18 protein-coding genes and 1 tRNA gene are annotated in these 19,357 nt (G+C 72.0%); 9 read left to right on the top strand and 10 right to left on the bottom strand.

The genetic code is table 11. The annotated features are described in order from the left end of the window. Positions 1–13: 13 nt before the first annotated feature. Entirely contained in the window at positions 14–418 is a 405-nt protein-coding gene (gene msrB, locus PKE85_RS10930) for a peptide-methionine (R)-S-oxide reductase MsrB (protein ID WP_271204771.1), read from the bottom strand. Between the two features lie 70 nt (positions 419–488). After that, positions 489–2,432 carry a glycosyltransferase gene (locus PKE85_RS10925; RefSeq protein WP_271204770.1) on the bottom strand — a complete coding sequence of 648 codons (1,944 nt, stop codon included), beginning with the start codon at positions 2,430–2,432 and terminating at the stop codon, positions 489–491. 96 nt (positions 2,433–2,528) lie between these two features. Between PKE85_RS10925 and PKE85_RS10920 the strand changes: the two genes are divergently transcribed. The 3 genes from PKE85_RS10920 to PKE85_RS10910 all read left to right on the top strand — a co-directional run bounded on the left by PKE85_RS10920 (position 2,529) and on the right by PKE85_RS10910 (position 5,484). Then, positions 2,529–3,383 carry a transporter substrate-binding domain-containing protein gene (locus tag PKE85_RS10920; RefSeq protein ID WP_271204769.1) on the top strand — a complete coding sequence of 285 codons (855 nt, stop codon included), beginning with the start codon at positions 2,529–2,531 and terminating at the stop codon, positions 3,381–3,383. 159 nt (positions 3,384–3,542) lie between these two features. Continuing rightward, on the top strand, positions 3,543–5,180 hold the full coding sequence (locus PKE85_RS10915) for a lysine--tRNA ligase (protein ID WP_271204768.1): 1,638 nt from the start codon (positions 3,543–3,545) through the stop codon (positions 5,178–5,180). 16 nt (positions 5,181–5,196) lie between these two features. Next, on the top strand, positions 5,197–5,484 hold the full coding sequence (locus PKE85_RS10910) for a DUF6460 domain-containing protein (protein ID WP_271204767.1): 288 nt from the start codon (positions 5,197–5,199) through the stop codon (positions 5,482–5,484). Positions 5,485–5,735: 251 nt separating this feature from the next. Here the strand turns inward: PKE85_RS10910 and rpoH are convergent, their stop codons facing one another. After that, the gene (gene rpoH / locus PKE85_RS10905; protein ID WP_271204766.1) at positions 5,736–6,617 is read right to left on the bottom strand and encodes an RNA polymerase sigma factor RpoH; all 882 of its coding nucleotides are present in this window, start codon (positions 6,615–6,617) and stop codon (positions 5,736–5,738) included. 151 nt (positions 6,618–6,768) lie between these two features. Continuing rightward, positions 6,769–7,773, bottom strand: coding sequence for an RluA family pseudouridine synthase (locus PKE85_RS10900; RefSeq protein WP_271204765.1), 1,005 nt, complete (start codon positions 7,771–7,773; stop codon positions 6,769–6,771). Between PKE85_RS10900 and PKE85_RS10895 the strand changes: the two genes are divergently transcribed. The 3 genes from PKE85_RS10895 to tyrS all read left to right on the top strand — a co-directional run bounded on the left by PKE85_RS10895 (position 7,772) and on the right by tyrS (position 9,831). Continuing rightward, a complete protein-coding gene (locus PKE85_RS10895; protein ID WP_271204764.1) occupies positions 7,772–8,158 on the top strand; it encodes a DUF6476 family protein in 387 nt (128 codons plus the stop codon). The genes PKE85_RS10900 and PKE85_RS10895 overlap by 2 nt on opposite strands. A 103-nt stretch (positions 8,159–8,261) precedes the next feature. Continuing rightward, positions 8,262–8,337: transfer RNA gene (locus PKE85_RS10890), tRNA-Glu, on the top strand. A gap of 234 nt (positions 8,338–8,571) precedes the next feature. Further along, a complete protein-coding gene (gene tyrS / locus PKE85_RS10885) occupies positions 8,572–9,831 on the top strand; it encodes a tyrosine--tRNA ligase (RefSeq protein ID WP_271204763.1) in 1,260 nt (419 codons plus the stop codon). 9 nt (positions 9,832–9,840) lie between these two features. On the opposite strand, the gene PKE85_RS10880 is transcribed toward tyrS, so the two are convergent. Further along, positions 9,841–13,206 carry an AsmA-like C-terminal region-containing protein gene (locus tag PKE85_RS10880; RefSeq protein ID WP_271204762.1) on the bottom strand — a complete coding sequence of 1,122 codons (3,366 nt, stop codon included), beginning with the start codon at positions 13,204–13,206 and terminating at the stop codon, positions 9,841–9,843. 210 nt (positions 13,207–13,416) lie between these two features. Here PKE85_RS10880 and PKE85_RS10875 point away from each other — a divergent pair, with 210 nt between their 5' ends. Further along, positions 13,417–13,884 (top strand): peroxiredoxin, encoded by a 468-nt coding sequence (locus tag PKE85_RS10875; RefSeq protein ID WP_271204761.1) that lies wholly within the window; start codon positions 13,417–13,419, stop codon positions 13,882–13,884. Positions 13,885–13,956: 72 nt separating this feature from the next. Beyond that, on the top strand, positions 13,957–15,168 hold the full coding sequence (locus tag PKE85_RS10870; RefSeq protein ID WP_271204760.1) for a M23 family metallopeptidase: 1,212 nt from the start codon (positions 13,957–13,959) through the stop codon (positions 15,166–15,168). Between the two features lie 444 nt (positions 15,169–15,612). Here PKE85_RS10870 and bfr read toward each other — a convergent pair whose 3' ends face one another. Further along, positions 15,613–16,092 (bottom strand): bacterioferritin, encoded by a 480-nt coding sequence (gene bfr, locus PKE85_RS10865; RefSeq protein WP_271204759.1) that lies wholly within the window; start codon positions 16,090–16,092, stop codon positions 15,613–15,615. A gap of 145 nt (positions 16,093–16,237) precedes the next feature. Beyond that, positions 16,238–16,543 (bottom strand): (2Fe-2S)-binding protein, encoded by a 306-nt coding sequence (locus PKE85_RS10860; RefSeq protein WP_271204758.1) that lies wholly within the window; start codon positions 16,541–16,543, stop codon positions 16,238–16,240. A gap of 315 nt (positions 16,544–16,858) precedes the next feature. On the opposite strand from PKE85_RS10860, the gene PKE85_RS10855 reads away from it, so the two are divergent. Further along, positions 16,859–17,278, top strand: coding sequence for a VOC family protein (locus PKE85_RS10855; RefSeq protein WP_271204757.1), 420 nt, complete (start codon positions 16,859–16,861; stop codon positions 17,276–17,278). 13 nt (positions 17,279–17,291) lie between these two features. On the opposite strand, the gene PKE85_RS10850 is transcribed toward PKE85_RS10855, so the two are convergent. From PKE85_RS10850 to PKE85_RS10840, 3 genes are all read right to left on the bottom strand, one after another. Continuing rightward, positions 17,292–17,747, bottom strand: a complete 456-nt coding sequence (locus tag PKE85_RS10850) for an NfeD family protein (RefSeq protein WP_271204756.1) — start codon at positions 17,745–17,747, stop codon at positions 17,292–17,294. A gap of 4 nt (positions 17,748–17,751) precedes the next feature. Next, on the bottom strand, positions 17,752–18,702 hold the full coding sequence (locus tag PKE85_RS10845; protein ID WP_271204755.1) for an SPFH domain-containing protein: 951 nt from the start codon (positions 18,700–18,702) through the stop codon (positions 17,752–17,754). A 97-nt stretch (positions 18,703–18,799) separates the two neighbouring features. Beyond that, positions 18,800–19,348, bottom strand: coding sequence for a GNAT family N-acetyltransferase (locus PKE85_RS10840; RefSeq protein ID WP_271204754.1), 549 nt, complete (start codon positions 19,346–19,348; stop codon positions 18,800–18,802). Positions 19,349–19,357 lie beyond the last annotated feature (9 nt).

Genomic DNA, 19,357 nt, shown 5'->3' with positions numbered 1-19,357 from the left:
CTGACCCCGCCGCTCATTCCGGCTCGAAGTTCAGCGCCACGCCGTTGATGCAGTAGCGCAGGCCCGTGGGCGGCGGGCCGTCCGGGAACACATGGCCCATGTGGCTGCCGCAGCGGGCGCAGTGCACCTCGGTGCGGACCATGCCGTAGCCGCGGTCGACGGTCTCCCCCAGCGCGCCCTCGATCGGCGCGTCGAAGCTCGGCCAGCCGGTGCCGCTCTCGAACTTCTCGCCCGAGCGGAACAGCGGCTGCCCGCAGCCCACGCAGGCGAAGGTTCCGGCCCGCTTCTCGCGCAGCAGCGCGCAGCTCCCCGGCCGCTCGGTGCCGTGCCGACGCATGATCTGGTACTGCTCGGGCGTCAGCAGCGCCCGCCACTCCTCGTCGGTGCGGACGACCTCGTAGTCGGCGACATGAGACATGGGCGGCGCTCCTTCCGGCGTTGCTCGTCCACCAATCTGGGGAGCGCGGGCGTCCTCCGCCAGTGGGCGCTCAGCCCGCAGGCCGGCTGCGGCGGGTGGAGAGGCCGTGGGCGGTCTTCTCCCAGCGGCTGGCGTCGCCATAGACGATCTGCCACAGCGCCCGCCACGCCGCGACGCCCACCAGCAGCCAGTAGAGCGGCGTGGTGAACAGGTCGATGGCGAGCCGCGGCTCGCCGCGCTTGTCGGCGCCCAGCCAGCAGCAGGCGAGGCCCGCGGCGCAGCCGAGCGCCAGATTGCCCACATGGGCCGCGAACAGCGCGCTCTCCAGCGCCGTCCTGGACGGCCTGGCCCAGCCGCCGGTCAGCCCGTCCACCAGCAGGCCCGCCATCACCAGCGGATAGACCAGCGCGGTGAGCGCGACCCCCGCCACCGTCATCAGCGCGCCGGCGAGGCGCATCGGCCCGAGCCGCGCCGCCAGCCCGCCGAGCGAGCGGGCATGCACCACGGACGTGACCATGTAGCCCTTCATCCAGCGGGTGCGCTGCTTGATCCACGGCCACAGCCGGGTGGTGGACTCCTCCCACGTGACCGAGGCCACGGTGCGGGTGCGCCAGCCGAAGCGCGCCAGCCGCAAGCCCAGGTCCGCGTCCTCGGTGACGTTGCCCGCGTCCCAGCCGCCGAGGCTGCGCAGCACGGAGGTGCGGAAATGGTTCGAGGTGCCGCCGAGCGGGATCGGCATGCCCGCCGCCGACAGCGCCGGCAGGCCCACGTCGAACAGGGCCGCGTATTCGATCGCGAACTGGCGGGCGAGCCAGCCGTCGCCGGTGTTGTCGATGGCGAGCCGCGCCTGCACGCAGCCGACCTCCGGCGGCGAGGCGCGGAACACCGCGAGCGCCTTGCGCAACTGGTCCGGGTCGGGCAGGTCCTCGGCGTCGAACACGGTGAGAAGCGAGCCGCGCGCCGCCATCAGCCCCGCGTTCAGCGCCCGCGGCTTGGTCTTCGGCCCGCCCGGCGGCAGGACCAGCACCTCGATGCCCGCGCGCGGCGGCCTCTCCGCCAGCGCGCCCAGGGTCTCGTCGTCGCCCCGTTCGATCAGCAGCTTGATGTCGAGCTTGGCCGGCGGGTAGTCGAGCCGCTCCAGCGCTTCGAGCAGGCCGGGGACCACCGCCGCCTCGCGGGCGAGGCAGACCAGCACGGTGTAGACGGGCAGGTCCCGGTCGTCGGCGCGGGCGGGCTCCTGCCCGCCGTCGTCGGCCGCCCCGGTCGCCATGGCGACGCGAAACACGTTGAGCGCCAGAAACAGCAGCCCGGCGAGGGTGGAGAGCGCCAGCGCCACGGCGTCGAAGGCGAAGGCCGCGGCGGAGACCGTCGCGGCGGCGGCGAGCAGCGCGTCCCGCCGCCCCGGCGTCATCTCCGGCATGGCGCCGGCGACGGTGAGTTCGGGCGCGATCACACCCGGGCCGAGCGTCGCCCGCGCCGCCAGCGCCGCGCCGCAGAGCCGCACCGCGGCGTCCGCGAAGGCCCCCGGCCCCGCGAGCAGCACGGGCGAGCCGCCCGCCGGCCGTCCCCGGCGCGAGGCCGCGAGCCTCGCCAGCGCCACGCCCCGGGCGGCCACCAGCAGCCGGGGCGGACGGCCGGGGCGGTCGAGGCGCAGCACGCCGGTCGTCATGGCGGAGCGGAAGGTCTCGGCGTCGATGGGGGCGGCTTCGGCGAGATCGCCCGGCTGGAGCGCGGCGAGGCCGAGGCCGGCGGCGAGCCGGACGGTCAGGTCGCGCTCCGCGTGGCGGCCCATCCCCAGCAGCGCGTCGAAGGGGAGCACGCCGGCGCGGCGCGCCTCGGCCTGCGCCTCCGTCAGGGCGGACAGGGGCACGCCCTGCGTGGCGAGCACCAGCAGCTCCGGCGGCAGGGCGAGCTCCGGCTCGGGCGCGCGCCGGGGCGGCGGCAGAGCGCGAACGAACGCCTTCGCCCGTGTTCCGCGGGCTTCCGCCTTGATCGGGCGCGCCGTCTGCGCCATGCGATGAACCGCCCCCGCCGAGCGAACGGTCCCCCGCCGTTCACCCTCGGCTCATTCTCCGACAGTAGAATCGCCTGACGCGAGGAGTCGAGTCGGATGCAACCTTGGAGAGTCGCGCGGAGCATCGGTCTTGCGGTCGCTCTCGCCGTCGTCTGCGCCGCGCCAGCCGCGGCTGCGGATACGGGCACGGTCGCGATCCCGCGCTTCAGCGATCCCAAGGCGCGGCTGGAGAAGCCCGACCTGCCCGCGGGCCGGGTGATCAAATGGGCCACCGGCGACGACTATCCGCCGTTCCACTATGCCGACGCCGACGGCCAGCCGGTGGGCTTCGCGGTGGACCTCGCCCGCGCCATCTGCGCCGAGCTGGACGTGACCTGCACCCTGCAGGCCTGGCGCTGGGACGCGCTGATGGACACGATCGACCGTCGGCAGGCGGACGTGATCCTCGCCATGGCGCGGCCGACGCCGGAGTTGCGCAAGCGCTTCGCCGTGACCGAGCGCCTGCACCAGACCCCCGCGCGCTTCGTGGCCCGCAAGGACAAGGCCCTGACGGGCGCGACGCCCGAAGCGCTGGAGGGCCGCGCCGTGGCGGTGGCGGCGGGCTCGGCGCATGAAGCCTTTCTGAAGGCGTTCTTCCCCAAGGCCACGCTCAAGTTCTTCCCCAGCGCGGCCGCGGCCGCCGCCGCGGTGAAGGACGGCGAGGCCGACGCCGCCTTCGGCGACGGCGTGACGCTGGCCTTCTGGCTGAACGGCGAAGACAGCGCCGACTGCTGCGCGTTCCTCGGCGGGCCCTTCGTGGAGACCCGCTATTTCGGCGAGGGCGTGGGCGCCCTGCTCCGCCCGGACGACGACCGCCTGCGCGCCGCCATCGACTACGCCCTGCAGCGGCTGGACGAGAACGGGACCTACGCCGAAATCTACCTGCGGCACTTCCCCGTGGGCCTGTGGTGAGCGGTCGTTTGAGATGACCGAGACGCCCGCTCCACCTTCGTCATGCCCGAGCTTGCCTCGGGCATGACGAAGACTGCTCTCCTCCCAGCAGCGCCTCATTGACGCCCCGAACGCCCCTTCATAGGTTGCGCCTCTTTCGTGTCCCGACCGTGTGAGCCGATGATCGCCGCAGACCTCGCCGAATTCGCCCAGACCTCGGCCGCCTGGCCGTTCGAGGAGGCGCGCAAGATCGTCGAGCGGCTGAAGCGCAAGCCGAAGGACGGCCCGGTGCTGTTCGAGACCGGCTACGGCCCGTCCGGCCTGCCCCACATCGGCACCTTCGGCGAGGTGGCGCGCACCACCATGGTGCGCCACGCCTTCCGCACGCTGACCGAGGACCGCATCCCGACCCGGCTGCTGTGCTTCTCCGACGACATGGACGGCATGCGCAAGGTGCCGGACAACGTGCCGGACCCGGCCGCGCTGACGCCCTACCTGCAGATGCCGCTGACCTCGGTGCCGAACCCGTTCGGCGGCGATTACGCCAGCTTCGGCCACCACAACAACGCCATGCTGCGGCGGTTCCTCGACACTTTCGGCTTCGACTACGAGTTCGCCTCCGCCACCGAGTACTACAAGGCCGGCAAGCTCGACGCCGTGCTGCTGAAGGCGGCCGAGCGCTACGACGAGATCATGGCGGTGATGCTGCCGACGCTGGGCGAGGAGCGGCGCGCCACCTATTCGCCCTTCCTGCCCATCTCGCCCGTCTCCGGCCGGGTGCTCTACGTGCCGCTGAAGCAGGTGAACGCCCGGGACGGCACGATCACCTTCACGGACGAGGACGGCGTGGACAAGACGCTGCCCGTGACCGGCGGCAACGTGAAGCTGCAGTGGAAGCCCGACTTCGGCGCCCGCTGGGCCGCGCTCGACGCCGATTTCGAGATGTTCGGCAAGGACCACCAGACCAACGCGCCGATTTACGACCGCATCTGCGAGATTCTGGGCGGCGTCGCGCCGGAGCACTTCGTCTACGAGCTGTTCCTCGACGAGAACGGCCAGAAGATCTCCAAGTCCAAGGGCAACGGCCTGACCATCGACGAGTGGCTGACCTACGCCAGCCCGGAGAGCCTCGCGCTCTACATGTTCCAATCGCCGCGCTCGGCGAAGAAGCTGCATTTCGACGTCATCCCCAAGGCGGTCGACGAGTATTACAACTTCCTGTCCCGCTACGAGGCGCAGGACTGGAAGACCCGGCTCGGCAACCCGGTGTGGCACATCCATTCGGGGGAGCCGCCCGCGGACGACATGCCGGTGTCCTTCGGCCTGCTGCTGAAGCTCGCCTCCGCCGCCAACGCCGAGGACAAGGCCGTGCTGTGGCGCATGATCCGGCGCTACGCGCCGGGCGTCACCGCCGAGACCCATCCCGACCTCGACCGGCTGGCGGGCTACGCGGTGCGCTACTTCATCGACCGGGTGAAGCCGCGCCGCGCCTTCCGCCTGCCCGACGAGGTGGAGGCGCAAGCGCTCGCGACCCTCGAAGCCGGCCTCGCCGCCCTGCCCGCGGATGCGGACACCGCCGCGATCCAGGACGCGGTGCTGGACGTCGCCCGCCCGATCGAGCGCTATCAGGACAAGAAGCGCAAGGGCCCGGACGGCGGGCCGGGCGTGTCCTTCGCCTGGTTCAGCGCGCTCTACGAGCTGCTGCTGGGCGAGAAGGAAGGCCCGCGCTTCGGAACCTTCGTGGCCGCCTACGGCGTTGACGAGACGCGCGCGCTGATCCGGCGCGCGCTCGCCGGCGAACTGGCGCAGGCGGCCTGAGCGGGGAGATCACTCCATGTCCTACGGTTCCTCCGGCGGCGTCTCGCGCTTCCTCGGCGGCTCGCCGCTCGGCGTGCTGGTGCGGCTGCTCGCGCTCTGCGTCGTGGTCGGGCTGATCCTCGACCAGCTCGATCTCGACGTGTTCCGGCTGCTGGACTACGCCATCGACGTGATCCGCGACCTGCTCGCCAACAGCGCCGACCTGATCCGCGCCCTGCTGCGCTGGCTCATCATCGGCGCCGCGGTGGTGATCCCCGTCTGGCTGGTGCTGCGCCTGCTGAAGGTGGGCTCGGGGCGGGGCTGACCCGGCGAGGGTTGTTCGAGGCCCCTTCAGCCTCCAGTCGGACAGCCGTCACCGTCATGCCCGGCGCATGCCGGGCATCCACGACTTCCCATCGAGCGAGAACGTCAACGCCCAGGTCGTGGATGCCCGCGCCTCGCGCGGGCATGACGGACATCGCGGCGTTCGCCCGCACCAGCACACAGCGCGCAATAAAAAAGCCGCCCGCGATCACGCGGACGGCTTCGCTATCGTCACGCACCGTGACCAAGCCCTCAGGCGCGGGCCTCGATCTGCGCCACGTTCTTGCGCACCGCGTCCTGCACCTTCTCGAAGGCGCGGACCTCAATCTGGCGCACGCGCTCGCGGCTGACGCCGAACTCGGAGGACAGCTCCTCCAGCGTCAGCGGGTCGTCGGCGAGGCGGCGCGCCTCGAAGATGCGGCGTTCGCGGTCGTTCAGCACGGTGAGCGCGCCCGACAGCGCCTTGCGGCGGTTGTCCAGCTCCTCGTTCTCGGCGAGGCGGCTCTCCTGGCTGTCGCTGTCGTCCACCAGCCAGTCCTGCCACTCGGACGAGCCCTCGTCCTCGCGCAGCGGCGCGTTGAGCGAGGCGTCGCCGCCGAGACGGCGGTTCATGTCGATCACGTCCTGCTCGCCGACGCCGAGTTTGGTGGCGATCTGCTTCACCTGATCGGGCTTCAGGTCGCCGTCCTCCAGCGCGGAGATCTGGCTCTTGGCCTTGCGCAGGTTGAAGAACAGCTTCTTCTGGTTCGCGGTGGTGCCCATCTTCACCAGCGACCACGAGCGCAGGATGTACTCCTGGATCGAGGCGCGGATCCACCACATGGCGTAGGTGGCGAGGCGGAAGCCCTTGTCCGGCTCGAACCGCTTCACCGCCTGCATCAGGCCCACATTGCCCTCGGACACCACCTCGCCGATCGGCAGGCCGTAGCCGCGATAGCCCATGGCGATCTTGGCCACGAGCCTCAAATGGCTGGTGACGAGCCGGTGGGCCGCGTCGCGGTCGCCATGCTCGCGCCAGCGCTTGGCGAGCATGTACTCCTCCTGCGGCTCGAGCATGGGGAACTTGCGGATCTCGTCGAGATACTTCGACAGACCGGAATCGCTGACAAGAAGGGGCAAGGCGGCCGAAGCCATGGGCGTCTCCTTCGAACTGGGACCCCCGATGTCCGGCAGGCCCCGCCGCGATTGCGCCTCATGCGCCGATCGCACTTTCCGAGACAGTAACGCGCCAGCGCGGCGGAATGGTGTCAAATCCGCTTCACGCTGACGTGCGTTTATGCATGGCTCATTGGGTCTCCAGGGCGGATGTCATGCGCGTGAGGTCGTCCGGCAAGGGGCTCTCGAAATGAAGCTCCTCGCCCGTGACCGGATGGGCGAAGCCGAGCTCCGCCGCATGCAGCGCCTGCCGGTTCAGCGCGGCGAGCGCGTCCCGGCCCTCGTCCGACAGCCGGGCGGCCTTGGTGCGGTGCGAGGCGCCGTAGACCATGTCGCCCAGCAGCGGATGGCCTATGCTCGCCATGTGCACGCGGATCTGGTGGGTGCGGCCGGTCTCCAGCCGGCACTCCATCAGGCTCGCGCCCGCGGCCTCGAACCGCTCCAGAACCTCCCAATGGGTGATGGCCTCGCGCCCGTCGGCCCGCACGGCGATCTTTTCCCGGTTGCGCTCGGAGCGGCCGAGGGGGGCGTCCACCGTGCCGCGGGGGCGCGACGGCAGGCCCCAGACCAGCGCCCGGTAGGACCGGACCAGCGGCCCGGTGCGGCCGTGATCGGCGAACTGGGCGCTCAAGGCCCGATGGGCGGCGTCGTGCTTCGCCACCACCAGCAGGCCGGAGGTGTCCTTGTCGAGCCGGTGGACGATGCCCGGCCGGGCCACGCCGCCGACCCCCGACAGGCTCGCGCCGCAATGGTTGATCAGCGCGTTGACCAGCGTGCCGTCGGCGTGGCCGGCCGCCGGGTGCACCACGAGGCCCGCCGGCTTGTCGATGACGATGAGATGCGCGTCCTCGAACGCCACCGTCAGCGGGATGTCCTGCCCCACAGGCTCGGCCGGGGCCGGCGGCGGGGCCGCCACCACGTAGGTCTCGCCCGCGTTGACCCGCGCGGAGGGGTCCACTAGCGTCCGGCCGCCCGCGGACACCGCGCCCTCGCGCATCAGCGCCTGGAGCCGGGCGCGGGAGAATTCGGGCAGGCGCGCCGCGAGGAACCGGTCCAGCCGCTGCCCGCCCTCGTCGGGGCCGGCGGCCACGGAGACGGCGCGCGGACCATCGGCGGATGAGAGGACGAAAGACATGACGGCGCTCGGAGGGCCCAACGGCCCGGTTGCGGACGAGGTCGCGGACGACGACGATCCCCGCATCGCGCAGGTCTATCAGCGCCTTCGGCGGCTGTTCCTGATCGGCGGGCTGACCATGGGCGTCGGCTTTCTCGCCGTCATGTCGGCCATCGTCTACCGGGTCGTCAAGTCGAAGCAGGCCGAGGCCGGCGCCGCCCATGCGGCGATCGCCCTGCCCGAGGGCGCCCGCGTGGTCGCCACCGCCGCCGATTCGGGGCGCCTGATTGTGACCGTGGAGCAGGACGGCCGCACGTCGCTCCGCCTGTTCGACGCCGCCACCCTGAAGGAGCTCGGCCGCCTCGACCTCGCTCCCGGCGCCCCCGCCGCCGCGCCCCTGCGGTGAAGGGGACGGCCTTTTCAAGGTTTTCCACAGCCTGCGCTGCAAAATGTCAGCGCAGGCGCTTGCGGCCCGGCCGGGCCGCGGTTATAGGAAGCGCCTCTCCGCTGCTCCCTTCGTCTAGCGGTCTAGGACGTCGCCCTCTCACGGCGAAAACAGGGGTTCGAGTCCCCTAGGGAGCGCCATGCCTTTAAATAGGCGAGAGATTACTAGGCATTATATCAAGGTGGGGCGCGCCGGAAATCTGGTGGGGCGCTGTCTCTGTTCGTGACGTTCCTGCGAGCCCTCCCCCTCGCCGCGTTACGACCGCCCCGGGGTTTCCGCCCTCGGGCCCGTGGGCCTCGCCCTGCGTGGATTCCAGGCCCGAACCTGCTACACACGCGGCGCACCAAGCCTGAATGCGCGTGATGAGCCTGCCCATGACCACGTACCGCTCCGATGTCCTGCGCCTGCTCGAAGAGCGCGGCCAGATCCACCAGGCGTCCGACGCGGCCGCGCTGGACCAGCTTGCGAGCGAGGGCGTGGTCACCGCCTACATCGGCTACGACCTGACCGCGCCGAGCCTGCATGTGGGCCACATGGCCAACATCATGATGCTGCGCCGGCTGCAGCAGACCGGCCACCGGCCGATCGTGCTCATGGGCGGCGGCACCACCAAGATCGGCGATCCCTCCTTCAGGGACACCCAGCGCCCGCTGCTGGACGACGCCCAGATCGCGGCCAACAAGGCCTCGATCAAGCAGGTGTTCCAGCAGTTCATGACCTTCGGCGACGGGCCGACCGACGCCGTGATGGTGGACAACGCCGAGTGGCTGGACCGGCTGGAGTACGTGCCGTTCCTGCGGGAGATCGGCCGGCATTTCTCGGTCAACCGCATGCTGTCCTTCGACAGCGTGAAGAACCGGCTGGCGCAGGAGCAGCCGTTCTCCTTCCTCGAATTCAACTACATGATCCTGCAGGCCTACGACTTCCTGGAGCTGAACCGGCGCTACGGCTGCCGGCTGCAGATGGGCGGCTCGGACCAGTGGGGCAACATCGTCAACGGCATCGAGCTCGCCCGCCGGGTGGACGGCGCCGGCGTGTTCGCCCTCACCTGCCCGCTCATCACCACCGCCTCGGGCGCCAAGATGGGCAAGACCGCCGGCGGCGCCGTGTGGCTGAACGCCGACATGGCGAGCCCTTACGTGTTCTGGCAGTACTGGCGCAACACCGAGGACGAGGACGTCGTCCGCTTCCTGAAGCTGTTCACGGACCTCCCCCTCGACGAGATCGACCGGCTCGGAGCGCTGGGCGGCGCCGAGATCAACGAGGCCAAGAAGGCGCTGGCGACGGAGGCCACCGCCCTCGTCCACGGCCGCGCGGCCGCCGAGGAGGCCGCGGCCACCGCCCGCAAGACCTTCGAGGAGGGCGCGCTGGCCGACACCCTGCCGACGGTGGAGGTGGAGGCGGCGACGCTCCAGGCCGGCCTCGGCGTGCTCTCGGCCTTCGCGGAGATCGCGAGGCTCGTCGCCTCCAACGGCGAGGCCCGCCGCCAGGTCAAGGGCGGCGGCCTCCGGGTGAACGACCGCCCCGTGACCGACGAGCGCGCCGTCCTCACGGAAGCCGATCTCACGCCCGAAGGCGTGATCAAGCTTTCGCTCGGCCGCAAGAAGCACGTGCTGCTGAAGCCGAAGGGCTGAGGCCCAGCCTCAGCGCCGGCCGGGCGCGGGAGCGGGCGCAGGGTCCGCCGGCGCGCTTCCCGTCGTCCCGGCGTCCTGGCGGCGGAACTCGAACATCTTGCGCAGGGCGCCGGGCGCCACCGCCGAGACCGGATTGACGGTGATGGTGGGGGCGCCGGTCTTGCCGGTCACCCGGAAGGTGACGCCCACGAGGCCTCCGTTGCGGTCGCCGCCCAGCAGGCCGCCGATCAGCGGCAGCCGGGCGAAGAAGTTGTTGAGCGCGTAGGCGGGCACGAAGGTTCCCACCAGCGCCACCCGGTCGCCGGCGTAGTCCACCTGCCCCTCCAGCGTCGCGCCATACTGCGGGCCGGCGAGCGCCGCCTCCCGGATGTCGACGCGGCCGTCGCCCTCCACGAAGGCGACCCGCAGCCGGTCGAAGCGCGTGGCGCCGGCCTCGCCCCCCCTGGCCCCGGCGGCGGTCTGCTGCACGCGCGCGATCGCCGCCTCGTTGCGCACGGCGAAGTCGCGCACCCGGAGCAGCCCCGGACCGCCCACGAGCGAGGCGGACAGGTCGTAGCGGCCGCCCTCGATCCGGCCGTAGAGATCGGCGAAGCGGAACAGCGCGCCGGCGTCGTCGCCCGTGAGGCGGAAGCGGCCGTCCTCGCCGGTGGCGAGCCTGATCGGCCCGGCGCCGATGCGGGCCGAGCCGTCGGCGTCGGTCACCTTGCCGTCGCGCATCGCCAGCCGTGCGTCGATCCCGGCCATGGCCTCGCCGCCGAAGCCGACGCCGGTGCCGAGCTTGGCCTGCAGGTCGAGCGAACGCAGCACGCCGGCGCCGGACTTGGTCCCGGCGTCCGCCCCGCCGCTTCGCGCCGCCTCGCTCTTGCCGCGCAGCATCTCCACCAGCGGGCGCAGATCGAGCGCCGAGCCCTGCAGGCTGACCTTCACCGCCCCGACGCGGCTCTTGTCCACGTCGATGCGGGCGTCGTCGCCGGGCGACGGCCGGTAGATGGGGAACGAGGCCGAGACCAGCTCGCCCTTCGGCCCCAGCGCCAGCGCGCCGTGGACGCGCCGTTCGCCGCTCTCCAGCACGAAGTTGCGGATCGCGGTGCGGTCGCCGTCGGGCGCGATGGTGAGCGACAGCCGGCCGGGATCGCCCGCCGCCTTGCGGAAACCGGGCACCACGCCGTCGATCGCCAGCGCCTTGAGGTCGGCGGAGACCGAAATCGGCGAGCCCGGCTCGTCCAGCGACAGCGAGGCCTCCAGCGGCGCGGTCCCCCGCAAGCGCCCGAAGGTCTGGAAGCCGAAGCGCTCCAGCGTCGCCCCGTCCGCCTTCAGGGTGGCGGTCAGGCGGCGGACGCGGGGCTGATCCGGCGCGGGCTGGACCTCCGTCACCGCCACCGACACCGGCGCGCCCGCGAGGCTGCCCGTGCCCGAGATGTCGGTGCGACCGTCCGCCAGCCGGATGGTGAAGGCGCCCTTCTCGAAGCCGCGCCCCCCCGCCACATCCGCGAAGCTCGCGTCCGAGATGGCGGCGGTGAGGTCGACCCGCGTCGGCGGTCCCTCGCCGTCCGGGTGGCCGAGTTCGAACCGCACGGTGACGTCGGCGGAAAGCTTGCCGGACGTCCGCGCCGGATCGAGCCGCGCCGGCAACGGGCTGGGTCCGAGCGCGCCGGACGACAGCAGAGCCAGCACCGGATCGAGCGCGCCGTCCACGTCGAACCGCGCCACCGCCTTCGGATAACGGGCGGCGGTCTCCGTCACCTCGAACTTGAGATTGGAGAGCGCCAGCACGCCGTTCGCGCCGGGAATCTGGCCCTGGTCGACGATCACGTCCACGCGGCCGGCGACGGCCTCGACCCGGCCGCGGCTCTGCTCCACCCAGGGCAGGCCCGGCTTCGGCCTCAACCGCCCGTTGGAGAAGGCCACCGCCAGCGCCATGGAGCCCTCCGGCAGCGGCGCGCCTTCGGCGAGCGCCCCGGCCGGGACGTCCAGGCTGAGCGTCAGGCTGTCGATGGAGCCGTCGGCCACGTTTTCGAGCGCCCACTGGCGCGCCTGCGACGCCACGAGGAACGGCCACAGCTTCTTCGCCGCCGAGGCCGGCATGGGGTCGGCCACCAGCCCGAGCCGGACCGCGGGCGTCGAAGCGCCGAAGCGCACCACGCCGGACAGCGCCGCCTTGGCGGTGGGGCCGATGAACTGGCCGCGCGCGATCTCCAGCGCGCCGGCGCGGGCGTCGAAGGCGGCGTCGAGCGCGATAAGGTCAAGCCGGAGCGGCGGTTCGCCCGCGGCCCCGCCGGACAGCAGCACGTCGCGGCCCTGCAGCGTCGCCTTCCACACGCCGTCGCCGGCGGGGCTGAGCACCCGGCCCGCGAAGGTCGCCCGCCCGCCTGAGCCGGACAGCGCGGCGCGCTCGATCACCACGGCGTCGGCCGCCGCGTCCCAGCCGAGGTCGATGTCGACGGCGCTGAAGTCGAGCGCGGTTCCGTCCGGCTCGCCGGGCACCGCCACGCGAAGCGCGCGCGCAGACACCCGGCCGTCGCCCGCCAGCAGCTTGCCCTGCGGCCCGATGCGCGCGTTGAGATGGCCGGACAGCCGTCCCGACAGCGGGGGGGCGCCGGCCTTGCGGGCGAAGGAGGCGACGTAAGGCCCGAGGTCCACGTTCTCGAGCCCGAGGTCGATGGTGCGCGCCTGCGCGGCGTCCTCGGCCGAGACGGTGACCGCCGTGGTCCAGCGCTCGTGGCTGCGGGCGGCGGACGCGGTGAGCGCCAGCGATCCGCCGGCCGCCCGCGACAGCCGCAGGTCGACGCCGTTCAAGAGCGGCGCCGTCTCGGCGGCGGAGACCCGCACCGTCGCCTCGGAGACGTCCACCTCCTCCAGCGCGCCGGCGGCGCCGTCGGGGCCCAGCAGGCGGTCGAGATCGGCGATGGCGGCCCGGATGCGCCGCGGCATGTCCGCCTGCACCGAGGCCGCGCCCACCGCCTGCTCGAACTGCATGTCGAGCCGGGGCTTCGTCACATGGACCGAGCGCACCCGCACCGAGCCGGTGAGCAGGCTCAGCCCGTCGACCCGCAGCTCCACCCGCGGGGCCTCCGCCACCACCGGGCCGTCCCTGCGGGCGATGGCGAGATCCACCAGCCGCAGCTCCACGCCCTGCCCGCCGCGATGCAGTTCGGCGTCCGCCACCGACACCACGTAGTCGTCGCCGAGCCGCTGCTGGATCGCGGCCGAGACCCGAGGCGCCACTTGGGAGGCCGGGATCGGCATGTAGAGGATGGCGAGCCAGAGGGCCGCGAGCGTCAGCGCAAGCCCGCCGAGCCCCGCCAGCGCCAGCCGGACCGTGCGCCGGCCCGACAGCGCGCGCGCCGCGTCGGCGCGGCCCGCGCGCTTACGCAAGGCCGTGTCCGGTCGCGTCGCGACATGTCCGACGGCGGGCAGTTTCGGCGCAGCCATGAGTCGAGCGGGGGCTCCTTAACTCAGGGGCCCGGCGTCGAAGCGGGCGCCTCCAGCAGTGTGATTCGATCGGTTCACAGTCCGCCATAGGCTGACGTGGAACAAGCCTTCGGTTACCACGAACGTCCGACACCTGACCGAAGGAGCCCGATCATGTCCTCCGCCCTCACCGTCGGCGCGCCCGCGCCGGACTTCACCCTGCCTGCGACCGGCGGCGACATCCGGCTGGGCGACCTCAAGGGCCGCAAGGTCGTGCTCTATTTCTACCCCAAGGACGACACCAGCGGCTGCACCAGGGAGGCGATCGCCTTCAACGGCCTGCGCGCGGAGTTCGCCGCCGCCGGCGCCGAGATCATCGGCGTGTCGCCGGACGGGCTCGCGAGCCACGACGCCTTCCGCGAGAAATACGGCCTCGAATTCCCCCTCGCCTCCGACGCGGAGAAGGCGATGCTCAAGGCCTATGGCGCCTATGGCGAGAAGAACCTGTACGGCAAGATCTCCATGGGCGTGATCCGCGCCACGGTGCTGATCGACGCGGAGGGCCGCGTGGCGCGCGTCTGGCCCAAGGTGAAGGTGGACGGCCACGCCGAGGAGGTGCTCGCCGCGGCGAAGGCGCTCTGAGCCCGCGTTAGCGCGCGGTTAACCCTGTTTGTTCAGGTTGGGCGGGTCCTGCCTGTCGGAGCCCGTCCCCCCATGACGATCGACCGTCCCGTCCGCCGCGTGAACGCCGTCGGGGATCTGATCGTGTTCGAGCGCGGCGGCAAGGCCACGGCGGTGCGGCTGCCGCGCCACGGCGTGGCGGCGCTGGGCGGCCTCGCCACGCTTGCTTTCCTCTGGTCCATGGCCGCCGGCGCCTACATCCTGTTCCACGACACCGTGGTGGCGGAGCTGCGCCAGGGCGCCCGCGCCGCGGCCTCGGGCTACGAGGTCCAGATCACGGACCTCAAGAACGAGCTGGAGCGGGCCCGCACCCGCCGGCTGGTGGAGCAGACCGGCGCGGAGCAGCGTCTGCAGGAGCTCGCCCGGCGGCAGGAGACGCTGGAGAAGCGGCAGGCGACCCTGTCCGAAATCCTCGATCCCGCCGCCATCACCGGCGCGCTGCCCGACGCCGCCTCGTCCACCGCCCTGCCCTACACCGCCAAGCCCACGCCGCTCGGCGGGCGCGGAGGCCCGTTCGAGCGCCTCGACGCGCCCACGCGCCGCTCCGACGCGGCGAGCCGCGCCGAGACGCTCTCCCGCGCGCTCGACCGCATGGAGCAGGCGCAAACGCTCGCGCTGGAGATCGCCTCGGCCAGAACCGCGGAGCGCCGGCGCCGGCTGCTGAACGTCTATGCGGAAGCCGGTCTGCCGGGCCCGAAGACCGACGCGGACCGCTCCCGTGGCGGGCCTTACGTGCCGCTGCCGGCCGCCCGCGGCTTCGAGGCGCGCGCGCGCGAGGTGGCGCTGGAGATCGGCGGGCTCAGCGCCGTGCGCCGCGGCCTTGACGGGCTGCCGCTGCGCTCGCCCGCGCCGTCCGGCGCGTCGGTGTCGAGCGCGTTCGGCGCGCGGGTCGACCCCTTCCTCGGCCAGCCGGCCTTTCATGCGGGTATCGACTTCGAATCCGAGATCGGCCAGCCGATCCGCGCCACCGCGGCGGGCCGGGTGACGACCGCCGGCTACTCCGGCGGCTACGGGCTGATGGTGGAGATCGACCACGGCGGCGGGCTCTCCACCCGCTTCGGCCACATGTCGGCGATCGCCGTGCGGGAGGGCCAGACGGTCCGCCCCGGCGCCATTCTCGGCCGGGTCGGCTCCACCGGGCGCTCCACCGGACCGCATCTGCATTACGAGACGCGGGTCAACGGCGAAGCCGTCAATCCCTTACGCTTCCTGAGGGCCGGGCAGGCGCTGGCCGCGATCGACTGACGTCACGCAGGCGCCGCAACGCCAGGTTCCGATTCCCATTCCGGATCAGCCGGTCGGCCGGCTCGAACAACCGTCATGCCAGAGGCCGGCTCGCGGCCGTCGCGCTCCGCCGCTTTCAGCGGCGCAGCGTGATCGTGACGCCATCGCCCTCCCCTTCCCCCCGAGGGCTCACCACTCCAGGCGAGGGAGATCGATGAGCCCAGCAAAGACCGCACGATCAACAGAGCGCCGAACTGGACGCCCATGAGGCCTTTTCGGGCGGACGGGCTGCTCGAATTTTCAGACGCGCTCCCAGCGCGAAAGCCGCCGGCAGGTTCAGAAGGCTTGCGATCACGGCATGGCGCCGCCGGGAACGACGGCGCGCAAAAGAAAAGCCCCGCGGTTGGAGCGGGGCTTTGGAAGCTGGCGTGACGACCGGCCGATACGACCGGTCGTGGGGCGATCTCAGTCGCCGAGTTCGCCGATGTGCTTCTGGGCGTAGAGCTGCTCGCCGAGCTTGGCCACGAGGTCGAGCTGGGTCTCGAGGAAGTCGATGTGGCCTTCCTCGTCCGTCATCAGCTCCTCGAACAGGTTCTTGCTCGGCAGGTCGCCGACCTGCTGGCAGTAGATCGCGGCTTCACGATAGAGCGCGCGGGCGTCGTACTCGGCGGCGAGATCGCATTCGAGCACTTCCTTCACCGACTGGCCGATGCGCAGCGGATCCAGCACCTGCATGTTGGGGAAGCCCTCGAGGAAAATGATGCGCGTGACGAACTTGTCCGCGTGCTGCATCTCCTCGATGGACTCGGCGCGCCACTTCTTGGCGAGGTCGGCGTAGCCCCAGTCGTCCAGCAGGCGGTAGTGGAGCCAGTACTGGTTGATCGCGGTCAGCTCGGACCGCAGGCCGCGGTTGAGATAGTCGATGACCTTGGCGTCGCCCTTCATGGCGTCCTCCTGCACGGCTCACGCAGCCGAGAAGCTTTCCAATGTTAGAAAGCTTCTAAACTAACGCGAGGCGAGCCGCAAGCAGGAAGATACCCCGATCAGAGGCCGAACGAAGGGAGCATATGCGGCGGATCGGCGCGGCGGTTCAGGCGCGGATGCGCTCCAGGGTCGCGACCTCCACCACGTCGCCGGTGAAGCCCACCACCGCGCCCGAACCATGGGTCACGGCGGGGCAGGCCGCGGGGCAGACGCCGCAGGCGGGCTCCGCCGGGCGCGACAGGCCGCGGATGTCGTCCAGCATGGCCTTGATGGTGCGGGCGCAGCGGCCGCATTGCGGGCTGCAGCCCATGCAGCGGTAGACCTGTCCCGGCGTGCGGGGCACGGCCGACTCACCGGCGATCGTCGTGCGGATCTGCGCGTCACTCAGCACGTTGCAGGAACAGACGATCATGAAGAACCCGTCGATCTCGTCGGCGCCGTCGCCGTGGGACTTACCGGAACATTACAGTTTGGAATTCATCTAAACTATTGGCCTTGCTTGCGAATTTTACGTAAGGGCTGAAGCGCCCCGCGTCAATGGCGCGCAGGCGCGCTCGCGTGTTCGAGCGCGGGCGACGTTGGAAATCCGGCCATTAAGCGCCACCGGCCAGCGACGGCCGCCCCGCGACGGCGCCCGCCCTGTGCGCCGCGGCTCCCAAGCCTAGAATGCGGTCTGCGCCGCATGGCCGATGATCGGGCGTCGCGGCGCGCACATCGGAGCCACCCCATGCGCTATCTGCACACCATGGTCCGCGTGACCGACGTCGCCGCTTCGCTGGACTTCTACTGCGCCAAGCTCGGGCTGGAGGAGGTGCGACGCATCGACAACGAGGCCGGCCGCTTCACGCTGATCTTCCTCGCCGCGCCCGGGCAGCCCGAGGCGCAGGTGGAGCTGACCCACAACTGGGACCCGGAGACCTACGGCGAGGGCCGCAACTTCGGCCACCTGGCCTATGAGGTGGACGACATCTATGCGCTGTGCGCGAAACTCGCGGCGGCGGGCGTCGCCATCAACCGTCCGCCCCGGGACGGCCGCATGGCCTTCGTGCGCTCGCCGGACAACATCTCGATCGAACTGCTGCAGAAGGGCGGCGCCCGGCCGCCGCAGGAGCCCTGGGCCTCGGCGCCCAACATCGGAACGTGGTGAGAGGCCCAAAACCTCAGTCCGCGGCCTTCTCCACCACCAGCGTGGCGCCGTCGGCGGCGATCACCGTCACGCGCGCGCCCGCCGGCAGGTCGGGTCCGCGCACGCGCCAGACCGAATCGTCGATCCGCACCCGGCCCTCGCCGCGGGCGATCGGCTCGTCCAGAGTCAGCGCCTTGCCCACATGGCGCTGGGCGCGACGGTTCAGCATCGGCCGGTCGCTCGACGCGGCGTTGTCCGGGCGGCCGTAGAGCCACCAGCCCACGGCGGCGGCGAGCGCGAGCACGGCGAACACGATCAGCTCCGCCTGCCAGCCGGGCGCGGCCAGCAGCGACAGCCCGCCGACGGCGAGCGCCGCCATGCCGAGCCACAGCAGCACCGTGCCGGGAATGATCAGCTCGGCCGAAAGCAGCGCCAGGACCAGCACCACCCAGGCCCAGCCGCCCAGCGCCGCGACCACGCCCGCGATCATGGGATCAGGCCGCCCCGCCGGTGGGCGGAACCGAGCCGCGCGACCGCCGGGGCTGGGCGTCCGCGCCCGGGGCCTGCCCGCCGAAGGCCTCGCGGGCGAGCTCCGCCACGCCGCCGATGGAGCCCAGCAGCGCGGTCGCCTCGTAGGGCAGCACGAAGGTCTTCTGGTTCGGCGCCGTGGCCATGGCCTTCAGCGCCTCCACATACTGCTGGGCCACGAAATAGTTCAGCGCCGCGGTGTCGCCGCGGGCCACGGCCTCGCTGACCAGCGAGGTGGCGGTCGCCTCCGCCTGCGCCGCGCGCTCGCGGGCCTCGGCGTCCCGGAAGGCGGCCTCCTTGCGGCCCTCGGCCTCAAGGATCTGCGCCTGCTTGGCGCCCTCCGCCACCAGGATGGAGGCGCGCTTCTCGCGCTCGGCCTTCATCTGCCGGCCCATGGCGGCCACGAGGTCCGCCGGCGGGGTGATGTCCTTGATCTCGATGCGGGTGACCTTCACGCCCCACGCGCCCGCGGCGGCGTCCACCACATGCAGCAGCCGGGTGTTGATCTCGTCGCGCTGGGACAGGATGTGGTCGAGGTCCATGGCGCCCAGCACCGAGCGGATGTTGGTCATGGTCAGCGCCATCATGGCGCGCTCCAGATTGGTCACCTCGTAGGAGGCCTGCGGCGCGTCGATCACCTGATAGAAGGCGACGCCGTCCACCGTCACGCTGGCGTTGTCGCGGCTGATGACCTCCTGGCTCGGGATGTCCAGCACCTGCTCCATCATGTTCACCTTGCGACCGATCTGGTCGATGAAGGGAATGATGAGGGTGAGGCCCGGCTCCAGCGTGCGGGTGTACTTCTGGAAGCGCTCGACCGTGTAGTTGAAGCCCTGCGGCACGGTCTTCACGCCGGCGAAGATCACGAAGATGATCAGCGCCGCGACCGCGATCGCGGCGATGTCGAAACCGGACATGGACGTCTCCCCTCAGGCCACGCGGGCCGCATCAGGCCCGAGCGGGCGGGGAAAGGCAAGGCGGGGCCGCGCCTCGCGGACGCGGCCTTCGCGGCGGTCAGGCCGCGCGCTTCGGGGCCACGGCGGGGGCCACGCGGCGCGGCAGGGCCACGGCGCCGGTGGCGCGCACCATGCCGGACGCGCCCTCAAGTGCGCCGTCCGCAAGCTCCAGACCGAGGAAGCGCGCCCGCTCCACAGGGCCCGGCAGGGCGAGATCGCCCATGCGCTCGCCCGTGAAGCCGAAGCGGCGGTAATAGGCCTCGTCGCCCACGAGGATCACCGCCTCGTTGCCGAGCGCGGCCGCGCGGGCGAGGCCCTCGCGCATCAGCGCCGCGCCGATCCCGCCCTCGCGGACGTCGGCCTCGACGGCGAGCGGCCCGAGCATGAGCGCGCCGCGGGTCTCGCCCAGCGCCACATGCCAGAAGCGCAGCGTGCCCACCATGCGACCGCAGGCGTCGACGGCCTTGAGCGCGAGTCCCTGCGCCGGCAGACGGCCTTCGCGCAGCCGCTCGCAGGTCTTGGCGAAGCGGGCGGGACCGAACGCGCGGTCGAGCAGCGCCTCGCGGACCCCGGCGTCGGCCGGGGCCTCGTCACGAATGACGGCCATGAAACCCTC

The organism is Methylopila jiangsuensis (assembly GCF_027922305.1).
In the GTDB taxonomy this organism is placed as follows: Bacteria; Pseudomonadota; Alphaproteobacteria; order Rhizobiales; family Methylopilaceae; genus Methylopila; species Methylopila jiangsuensis.
The sequence above is the reverse complement of the archived record's forward strand: the minus strand, read 5'-3'. Positions and strand labels throughout refer to the sequence as shown.